Source organism: Kitasatospora sp. NPDC059803 (genome assembly GCF_042732255.1).
In the GTDB taxonomy this organism is placed as follows: Bacteria; Actinomycetota; Actinomycetes; order Streptomycetales; family Streptomycetaceae; genus Kitasatospora.
This window is the reverse complement of the sequence record NZ_JBHWIJ010000323.1, coordinates 1-9,149: the sequence shown is the minus strand read 5'-3', so window position 1 is coordinate 9,149 and position 9,149 is coordinate 1. Positions and strand designations below refer to the sequence as shown.

The window sequence follows — 9,149 nt, the reverse complement described above, 5'->3', positions numbered from 1 at the left end:
GGGGCCGCCCCCGCCGGGGGGGCCCCCTCGCCGGCGGGGGTGGTGGGCGGGGCTGGGCGGGCGGGGGGGGTGGCCCCGCCGGCAGGGGTGTTGGCCCCCGCCCGGGGGGGGGGGGCCCTCAGCCGTGCACGGGATCGCTCAGAGCTGCTCGACCACGTAGTCGATGCAGTGGGTGAGCGCCTCGACGTCCGCCGGGTCGATCGCCGGGAACATCGCGACGCGCAGCTGGTTGCGGCCCAGCTTGCGGTACGGCTCGGTGTCCACGATGCCGTTGGCACGCAGTGCCTTGGCGACGGCGGCGGCGTCCACCGACTCGTCGAAGTCGATGGTGCCGACCACCTGGGAGCGCTCGGCCGGGTTCGCCACGAACGGGCTGGCGTAGGAGGACTTCTCGGCCCACGCGTACAGCCGGGACGAGGAATCAGCCGTACGGGCGACGGCCCAGTCGAGCCCGCCGTTGCCGTTCAGCCATTCCAGCTGGTCGGCCAGCAGGAACAGGGTGGAGATCGCCGGGGTGTTGTACGTCTGGTCCTTCGACGAGTTGTCGATGGCCGTCGGCAGGTCGAAGAACGGCGGGATGTACCGGCCGGAGCCGGCGATCTCGGCGGCGCGCTCCAGGGCGGCCGGGGAGAACGCGGCCAGCCACAGGCCGCCCTCGGAGGCGAAGGACTTCTGCGGGGCGAAGTAGTAGACGTCGGTCTCGGTGATGTCCACCGGCAGGCCGCCGGCGCCCGAGGTGGCGTCCACCAGGACCAGCGAGCCCTCGTCCGCGCCGACCGGGCGCTTGATCGGCATCGCGACGCCGGTCGAGGTCTCGTTGTGGGTGAGCCCGTAGACGTCGACGCCGGCCTCGGCGACCGGCAGCGGGTGGGTGCCCGGGGCGGTCTTGATGACGCTCGGCTCGGCGAGCCACGGCGCGGCCTTGACCGAGGAGGCGAACTTGGAGGAGAACTCGCCGAAGTCCAGGTGCTGGGACTTCTCCCGCACCAGGCCGAACGCGGCGATGTCCCAGAAGGCGGTGGAGCCGCCGTTGCCGAGGACGACCTGGTAGCCCTCGGGGAGCGAGAAGAGGCTGCTCACGCCCTCGCGTACGCGCTTGACCAGGTTCTTGACCGGGGCCTGGCGATGCGAGGTGCCGAGTAGGGAGGTCTGGGTGGCGGCGAGGGCACTCAGGGCCTCGGGGCGCACCTTGGACGGTCCGCAGCCGAAACGGCCGTCTGCGGGCTTGATGTCAGCGGGGATCTGGATCTGAGCCACGCGCGCAGCCTACCGGCCGGGGCGCCGCCCGGGGTACGGTCGTCCGCACGCTGAGACTGTGATCTTCACGGCTCCCAGCTGCGGAAACAGCCGGCCCGAACTGCGGAAACAGCGGGCCCGACGGAGGCCGGACCCGCTGCTCGGGGGTGGTGCGGACGCGGAGCGCCCGGGGCGCCCGGGGGCGTTCGGCGGGCGCTCGGAGCGCTCGGGGCGCTCGGTGGGCTCAGTGGCCGATGGCGTCCCAGCCCTCGATCTCCTCGGGGCGGCGCGGGCCGGGGCCGATGTAGCGCGCGGCGGGGCGCACGAGCCGGCCGGTGCGCTTCTGCTCCAGGATGTGCGCCGACCAGCCCGCGGTGCGCGCACAGGTGAACATCGAGGTGAACATGTGCGCCGGCACCTCGGCGAAGTCCAGCATGATCGCGGCCCAGAACTCGACGTTGGTGGCCAGCACGCGGTCGGGGCGGCGGTTGTGCAGCTCCTCCAGCGCGGCCTTCTCCAGCGCCTCGGCGACCTCGAAGCGCGGCGCGCCGAGCTCCTTGGCGGTGCGGCGCAGCACGCGGGCGCGCGGGTCCTCGGCGCGGTAGACGCGGTGGCCGAAGCCCATCAGGCGCTCGCCGCGGTCCAGCGCGTTCTTGACCCAGGTGGTGGCGTCGCCGGTGCGCTCGATCTCCTCGATCATGCCGAGCACGCGGGAGGGCGCACCGCCGTGCAGCGGGCCGGACATCGCGCCGACCGCGCCGGAGAGCGCGGCCGCCACGTCGGCGCCGGTGGAGGCGATGACGCGGGCGGTGAAGGTGGAGGCGTTCATGCCGTGCTCGGCGGCGGAGGTCCAGTAGGCGTCGATGGCCTTGACGTGCTTCGGGTCCGGCTCGCCGCGCCAGCGGATCATGAACCGCTCGACGACCGTCTCGGCCTTGTCGATCTCGCTCTGCGGGACCATCGGCAGGCCCTGGCCGCGGGCCGACTGGGCCACGTAGGACAGTGCCATCACGGCGGCGCGGGCGAGGTCGTCGCGGGCCTGCTCGGCGGAGATGTCGAGCAGCGGCTTGAGGCCCCAGACCGGGGCGAGCATGGCGAGCGCGGACTGCACGTCGACCCGGATGTCACCGGAGTGCACCGGGATCGGGAACGGCTCGGCGGCCGGCAGGCCGGGGTTGAACTTGCCGTCCACCAGCAGGCCCCAGACGTGGCCGAAGGAGACGTGGCCCACCAGGTCGTCGATGTCGACACCGCGGTACCGCAGCGCGCCGCCTTCACGGTCGGGTTCGGCGATCTCGCTCTCGAACGCGACGACTCCCTCAAGCCCGGGTACGAAGTCGGACATACGACGGCTCCTTCAGTTCTGCGATCGGCGCTGCGCCGTGGTGGGGCGGCGCGCCAGTGACCGAATGGTGGTTGGCACTCGGTGCCAGAGTGACAGGCACCGGGTGCATTGCGCCATACACCACCATGGTGATGTTGCGCTTGGGCCCGCTTGACTTTTCCGCCGAGGGTCGGTCGTGCCCGGGAATCTCCGGAACCAAACGCCTGGTTCGGGACAATTCACCTTACGGGGGGCGGTCGAGCGGTGGCGGGACACCTTATCTCCCACCGGGGTTTGTCCGGAGGTAGCGGTGCCGGTTGCTTGTCGTACGGGATGATGTTGACGTGCAGACCCCGGAACGCGCCCAGTCGACGCCCCTGAGCCCCGCCACCCGGATCCTGGCCGACGATGCCCGGCCCGGACCGGACCTCACCGTGATGCGCAAGCACTACACCCACGAGGGCCTGGTCGAGGAACAGCTCGCGCCCGAGCCGATCGCCCAGTTCACCCGCTGGTTCCACGAGGCGGACGACGCCGGGGTGGTCGAGCCCAACGCGATGGTGCTCTCCACCGCCGACGCCCAGGGGCGGCCCAGCTCGCGCACCGTCCTGCTCAAGGGCTACGACGCGCGCGGCTTCGTCTTCTTCACCAACTACGGCTCCCGCAAAGGCTCCGAGCTCGCCGCCAACCCGCACGCCGCGCTGCTGTTCCCGTGGATCGCGCTGGCCCGCCAGGTGATCGTCCAGGGGCGGGTGGAGAAGGTCGGCCGGGACGAGACCGCCGCCTACTTCCGCACCCGGCCGCACGGCTCGCAGCTCGGCGCCTGGGCCAGCGAGCAGTCCAGCCCGGTCGGCGGGCGCGACGTCCTCGAACAGCGCTACGCCGAACTGGAGCGCCGCTACCCGGAGGGCGAGGGCGTGCCCGTGCCGCCGTTCTGGGGCGGGTACCGGGTGATCCCGGAGAGCGTGGAGTTCTGGCAGGGGCGGGAGAACCGACTGCACGACCGGCTGCGCTACTTCGCCGATCCGGCCGGAGCGGGCGGGTGGCGGGTGGAGCGGCTCTGCCCGTAGCGGGCGGGTCTGCGAGGCGTTCGAATACCGGCGGGTCCGTCGGCGGGTCCGCCGTTGGGCTGGTCGGGTTCGTCGGGTCCGCCGTCGGGCTCGCCGTCGTGCGGAGGCGGGAGAGTGTTGGGCGCTGTCGAATCGCGCCAACTGGCCTTCGCCCACCGGTGGTTCGGGTGGGGCGCGAGCGTCGGGGGAGGGGGCTCCGGCCGCGCCGGTGGAGCGGGTCGGGCCGGGTCGGCGGCCGTACGTTGGCGCAGGGGCGCCGCCGGGGTGGGTTCGGCGGCGCGAAGCCGTGCCCCTGTGCGCCGGTCAGGTGCCGTCACGCGACCGCCGAGTGGGTGAACTTTTGGCGAGACTTCGCTGCGTGAAGGGGGTAGTGGGCTGTTAGGGGCGCGCAAGAGCACGGCGCAGCCCACGTGCTGGCAGTACCCTGGTCGACTAGGCCGACGTATATACCCGGCCCTGCTTCTCTCTAACCCCCATCGTGGAAGAGAATCGAACATGACACCCGCACTGGACACCATGCCCCGCACTGAACTGACGGAGCCTCAGGGCGAAATCCGGCCTTCACTGGCCGACCTCGCCCAGCTCGGCGCCGAGGAACTCTCTGCCAGGATCCGACGAGCCCTGCCCGACACCGGTGCGGGTGCGGTGCCGGTCGCGGCCTTCAACTCCTCCATCTGATCGGCCGACTGACCGTCGGCTCCGGCTGAATCCGATCGACCATGACGCCAACTCCGCTGCCTTTCACCCAATTCGTCGTGAAAGTGCACAGCCGGTGTGATCTTGCCTGCGATCACTGCTACGTATACGAGCACGCCGACACCAGTTGGCGTCGACGCCCCAAGGTCATCGGTGACGAAGTCCTGAACAAGATCGCCGAGCGGATCGGCGACCACGCGGCCGCACACCGGCTGCCCGCCGTCCGGGTCGTCCTGCACGGGGGAGAACCCCTGCTCGCCGGCCCGGACCGGTTACGCCACGCGGCCAAGGCGCTCCGGGTGGCCCTGCCGCCCGGCTGCGCACTCGACCTGCGCATCCACACCAACGGCGTCCAACTGGACGACGCCTACTGCGAACTCTTCGCCGAAGTCGGCATGAGGGTCGGCATCTCGCTCGACGGAGACCGCGCCGCCAACGACCGCCACCGCCGCTTCGCCGACGGCCGCAGCAGCCACCCGCACGTCCTGCGGGCGGTCGAGCGGCTGCGCCGGCCCGCGTACCGGCACCTCTACGCCGGGCTGCTCTGCACCGTCGACATCGAGAACGACCCGGACGCCGTCTACCGGGCCCTGGCCGAACTCGACCCCCCCGCCGTCGACTTCCTGCTGCCGCACGCCACTTGGGAGGACCGGCCGAAACCGGCCGCCGACGGTGCGCAAACGCCTTACGCGGACTGGCTGTTGGCCGTGTACCGGAGATGGGACGCCGACGGCCGCCCGTTCGCCGTCCGCACCTTCGAATCCGTCCACCGGACGTTGCACGGGCTCTCCAGCCTCACCGAATCGCTCGGCCTGGAACCCTCCGACCTCGTCGTCCTGGAGACGGACGGCAGCTTCGAACAGGCCGACAGCCTCAAGACCGCCTACGACGGCGCGCCGGAGACGGGGTACGACGTCTTCACGCACAGCCTCGACCAGGTCGCGCTGCACCCCGGCATGACCGCCCGCCAGTCGGGGCTGGCCGGGCTGAGCGCCGCCTGCCGGGCCTGCCCGGTCGTCCGCAGCTGCGGCGGCGGCCTGTACGCCCACCGGTACCGGGCCGACACGGGCTTCGACAATCCCTCCGTCTACTGCGGTGACCTCATGAAGCTCATCAACGAACTCGCCGGCGACGCCGCCGGTTCCGCTGCCGCCGCTGGTTCCGCCGCCGGTTCCGCCGCCGCGGTGGGTCCTTCCGTGCCCGCCCAGGCCGGGGAGCCGGTGGTGCCGGCCACCCTCACCGAGCGGCAGCTCGACCAGCTCGCCCGCGGGTACGGGGACCAGGACACCGTACGGGCCCTGTCCCGCGCCCAACTCGCCCTCACCCGGGCCATGCTGGCCGCCGCCTGGGACGCCTCCGGGCAGCCCGGATCGGCGGCCTGGGCGCTGCTGTCCGAACTCGACGCGAGCGCACCCGCCGCCGTCGACGCCGTCCTCGCCCACCCGTACGCCCGCGCCTGGGCCGCCCGCCGGCTTGCCGGGGACCTCACCGTCGGGCTCGGCCCGCTGGCCGCCCTGGCCGCCGCCGCCGCCGTCCGCGCCGGGCGGGGGGACGCGGTCGCGGTGCCGGTGCGCGGCGGGTGGCTGCACCTGCCGACCCTCGGTCGGACCGCCGCCCCGGACGGCGAGGCGGTCGTCACCGGCCTGGCCGACGGGTTCAGCGTGCGGGCGTCCGACGGATCGGTGTCCGCCGCCCTGGACCAGCCGCTGCGGCGGGTCCGGCTGGCCGGAGGGTGGACGGTCACCCTGGAGGACGTCGACCCGCTGCGCGACAGCCACGACCACGCCGTGGCCGGCCGGCTCTCCGACGGCGAACTGCTCGACTGGACAGGCGCGTTGCGCGAAGCCTGGGAACTGCTCGGGCACGACCTGCCCGCGTACGCGGAAGGCCTCCGGGCCGGCCTCACCACCATCACCCCGCTACGGCCGGGCCCCACCGGGCGGGACGTCAGCTCGGCCGCCCGGCAGGCCCACGGCGCGGTCGGCATCGCCCGGCCCGCGACCGCGCCGACGCTCGCACTGCTGCTCGCGCACGAGTTCCAGCACGTCAAACTCGGCGCCGTACTGGACCTGTTGGACCTCCACGACCCGGCCGACGACCAGCTGTACCTCGCGCCGTGGCGGCCCGACCCGCGCCCGCTCGAAGGCCTGCTCCAGGGCACCTACGCGCACCTCGCCGTCACCGAGTACTGGGGCACCCGCGCGCTCGCCTACGACGGGCTGCCGGGCGAGGCCGCCGACCGGGCTCGCACCCAGTTCGCGCTCTGGCGCCGGTACACCGCCGAAGCCGTTGACCGGCTGGCCGGATCCGGTGCCCTCACGGCGCTCGGCTTGCGCTTCGCCGACGGCATGCGTGAGAGCGTCGCACCGTGGCTCGCCGTACCGGTGCCCGCCGCCGCCGAACGGGCCGCCGAACGGGCCCGCCACGAGCGCGGTCACGAGCGCGGCCACGCCCGCCACGCCGAGGTCTGACCCAGAGGAGCGGCCATGCGCACCGTCACTGCTCTCACCGGCACTGCTCTCACCGGCACTGCTCTCGCCGGCACTGCTCTCGCCGGCACCGCCCTCACCGCTGGGGGTTTGGCCGCCGGGTTCGCCCAACTCGGCGTCCGCCCGGGCATGGTGGTGCACGTCGAGGCCTCCCTGCGCGCCCTCGGCCCGGTGGACGGCGGCGCCGCCACCGTCGCCGACGCGCTGCTCCACGTCCTCGGCCCCGGCGGCACCCTGGTCGCCTACACCGCCACCCCCGAGAACTCCGCCACCTCGCGCATCCACCAGACCGCCACCGCCGGCCTCACCCCGGCCGAGACCGCCGCCTACCGGGCCCGGATGCCGCGGTTCGACCCGGCGACCACCCCCTGCTCGCCGACCATGGGCGCCCTCTCCGAGGAGATCCGCACCCGCCCCGGCGCCCTGCGCAGCCGCCACCCCCAGACCTCCTGGACGGCCCTCGGCCGGCACGCCCGCGAGATCACCGCCCACCACCCCCTCACCTCCCACCTCGGCCCCGAGTCCCCGCTCGGACGCCTCTACGACCTCGACGCCCGGGTGCTGATGCTCGGCGTCCCGATGGCCCGCTTCACCGCCTTCCACCTCGCCGACCAGCGCATGCCCGACGTCCCCCTGCGCGAATACCGCTGCGTCGGCCCCGACGGCTGGCTCACCTTCCGGGCCCCCGAGCTCGACGACCTCCACTTCGCCGACCTCGGCACCCGCGTCCTCGCCGCCGCCACCGGCATCACCACCACCCACCTCGGCACCACCGACTGCCGCCTCGTCCCCCTCCGCGAAGCCGTCGACCTCGCCGAACACCTCCTCCGCCCCTGAGCCCCCCGCGCGCCCCGGCCGGTCCTTTTCAGCGTCCTGGTGCGTAGGAAGTCGGCCCCGCCGACTTCCCGTGTAGACGGTGCACAGTCCGTCTGGCTGGATGATCCTGGTAGCACCGTCGCGGTCCGTTGACGACCGCTCCGTGCCGCTCTAGAACGGAGCACAGGCCCCGGACACGGCAGGACGTGTCGCGGCACGGACTGCTGGGGCACCCCCGAGAGATCCTGAGGAGCAATGCCATGGCTCCAGACGACAACGGCTGCCCGGTGCTGGACATGACCGGCCGGGCCCTGCACCAGCAGAACGCGGAGCTCCGCGCCGCCGGGCCCGCCGTGCGGGTCGAACTCCCCGGCGGCATCGTCGCCTGGTCCGTGACCCGCAGCTCGGTGATCCGTGCCCTGACCGGCGATCCGCGGGTCTCCCGCGACCCGCGCAAGCACTGGCCCGGCCTGGCCGCGGTGCCCGAGGGGTGGCCGATGGGCCCGATCGCGTTCCAGCAGAACTTCTTCAACCGCTACGGCGACGAACACCGCTCGGCACGGCGACGGATGGCGCCCTCGTTCTCGCCCCGCCGGGTGTCCTCGCTGCGGCCCGGGATCGAGGCGACGACCGCCGCCCTGGTCGGCGCGTTCCGTGACCTCGCCCCCGGCGAGGCCGTGGACATCCGCCGGGCCCTCTCGCTCCCGCTCACCATGACGGTGATCTGCGACCTCTTCGGCGTGCCCGCCGACATGCGGCCGCAGATCGGCCGGTCGATGGACACCCTGCTGACGACGACGGCGACGACCGAGCAGATGACGGTCGCGCGGGCGGAGATCAACGTGGTGCTGGTCGAACTGCTGGAGCTCAAACGGCGCGACCCCGGCCCCGACCTCGCCAGCGACGTGGCCGCCGTCAGCACCGGCGGCGACACGGGCCGTGCCGAGGAGGAGTCCCGCGACGAGCTCTTCCTGATGCTCGGCGCCGGGTACGAGACGGCGGTCAACCTCATCACCAGCGCCGTCCAGGCGCTCCTCACCCACCCCCGCTACCTGGCCCAGGTCCGCGAGGGCACCCTCGCGTGGGAGGACGTCATCGAGGAGACCCTGCGCCACGAGAGCCCGGTGATGCACATCCCGCTCCGCTACCCGCTGGAGGACATCGACCTCGGCGACGGCGTGGTCATCCGCCAGGGCGAGCCGATCCTGCTCGGATTCGGCGCGGCCGGCCGGGACCCGGAGGTCCACCCGGACCGGCCGGACGACTTCGACCCGACCCGCCCCGACAAGGAGCACCTGTCCTTCGGCTACGGCCCGCACTTCTGCCTCGGCGCACCCCTGGCCCGGCTGGAGGCCGAAGTGGCCCTGGAAGGCCTCTTCGGCGCCTACCCCGGCAGCGCCCTGGACCCGGCCAGCCCGACGCCGGCCCGTCTGGAGTCCGTGATCATAAGCGGCCCGGCCGAGCTCTGGATCGTCCCGAGGCCCACCGCAGTGTGACGGCGGCACCTGGGGGAAGGGC

7 protein-coding genes are annotated in these 9,149 nt (G+C 73.2%); 5 read left to right on the top strand and 2 right to left on the bottom strand.

The genetic code is table 11. The annotated features are described in order from the left end of the window. Positions 1 to 138 precede the first annotated feature (138 nt). Both serC and ACFV6I_RS33810 read right to left on the bottom strand, forming a co-directional pair. Positions 139 to 1,257 (bottom strand): phosphoserine transaminase, encoded by a 1,119-nt coding sequence (gene serC, locus ACFV6I_RS33815; RefSeq protein ID WP_063348193.1) that lies wholly within the window; start codon positions 1,255 to 1,257, stop codon positions 139 to 141. A gap of 223 nt (positions 1,258 to 1,480) precedes the next feature. Then, positions 1,481 to 2,581 (bottom strand): citrate synthase 2, encoded by a 1,101-nt coding sequence (locus tag ACFV6I_RS33810; protein ID WP_350877533.1) that lies wholly within the window; start codon positions 2,579 to 2,581, stop codon positions 1,481 to 1,483. Positions 2,582 to 2,997: 416 nt separating this feature from the next. On the opposite strand from ACFV6I_RS33810, the gene pdxH reads away from it, so the two are divergent. The 5 genes from pdxH to ACFV6I_RS33785 all read left to right on the top strand — a co-directional run bounded on the left by pdxH (position 2,998) and on the right by ACFV6I_RS33785 (position 9,127). After that, positions 2,998 to 3,630 carry a pyridoxamine 5'-phosphate oxidase gene (pdxH, locus tag ACFV6I_RS33805; protein ID WP_063351198.1) on the top strand — a complete coding sequence of 211 codons (633 nt, stop codon included), beginning with the start codon at positions 2,998 to 3,000 and terminating at the stop codon, positions 3,628 to 3,630. A 495-nt stretch (positions 3,631 to 4,125) separates the two neighbouring features. Beyond that, positions 4,126 to 4,308, top strand: a complete 183-nt coding sequence (gene fxsA / locus ACFV6I_RS33800; RefSeq protein ID WP_063348191.1) for an FxSxx-COOH cyclophane-containing RiPP peptide — start codon at positions 4,126 to 4,128, stop codon at positions 4,306 to 4,308. Positions 4,309 to 4,349: 41 nt separating this feature from the next. Further along, positions 4,350 to 6,797, top strand: a complete 2,448-nt coding sequence (locus ACFV6I_RS33795; RefSeq protein ID WP_380429532.1) for an FxsB family cyclophane-forming radical SAM/SPASM peptide maturase — start codon at positions 4,350 to 4,352, stop codon at positions 6,795 to 6,797. A 15-nt stretch (positions 6,798 to 6,812) separates the two neighbouring features. Then, entirely contained in the window at positions 6,813 to 7,652 is an 840-nt protein-coding gene (locus tag ACFV6I_RS33790; protein WP_380429530.1) for an aminoglycoside N(3)-acetyltransferase, read from the top strand. Positions 7,653 to 7,891: 239 nt separating this feature from the next. Next, positions 7,892 to 9,127: a cytochrome P450 gene (locus ACFV6I_RS33785; RefSeq protein ID WP_380429527.1), complete on the top strand. Its 1,236-nt coding sequence runs from the start codon at positions 7,892 to 7,894 to the stop codon at positions 9,125 to 9,127. The last annotated feature ends 22 nt before the right edge of the window (positions 9,128 to 9,149 follow it).

Coding starts and splice junctions, on each gene's coding strand:
- fxsA (WP_063348191.1), top strand. CDS start 4,126: ATGACACCCGCACTGGACACCATGCCCCGCACTGAACTGACGGAGCCT.
- ACFV6I_RS33785 (WP_380429527.1), top strand. CDS start 7,892: ATGGCTCCAGACGACAACGGCTGCCCGGTGCTGGACATGACCGGCCGG.
- ACFV6I_RS33790 (WP_380429530.1), top strand. CDS start 6,813: ATGCGCACCGTCACTGCTCTCACCGGCACTGCTCTCACCGGCACTGCT.
- ACFV6I_RS33795 (WP_380429532.1), top strand. CDS start 4,350: ATGACGCCAACTCCGCTGCCTTTCACCCAATTCGTCGTGAAAGTGCAC.
- pdxH (WP_063351198.1), top strand. CDS start 2,998: ATGCGCAAGCACTACACCCACGAGGGCCTGGTCGAGGAACAGCTCGCG.
- ACFV6I_RS33810 (WP_350877533.1), bottom strand. CDS start 2,581: ATGTCCGACTTCGTACCCGGGCTTGAGGGAGTCGTCGCGTTCGAGAGC.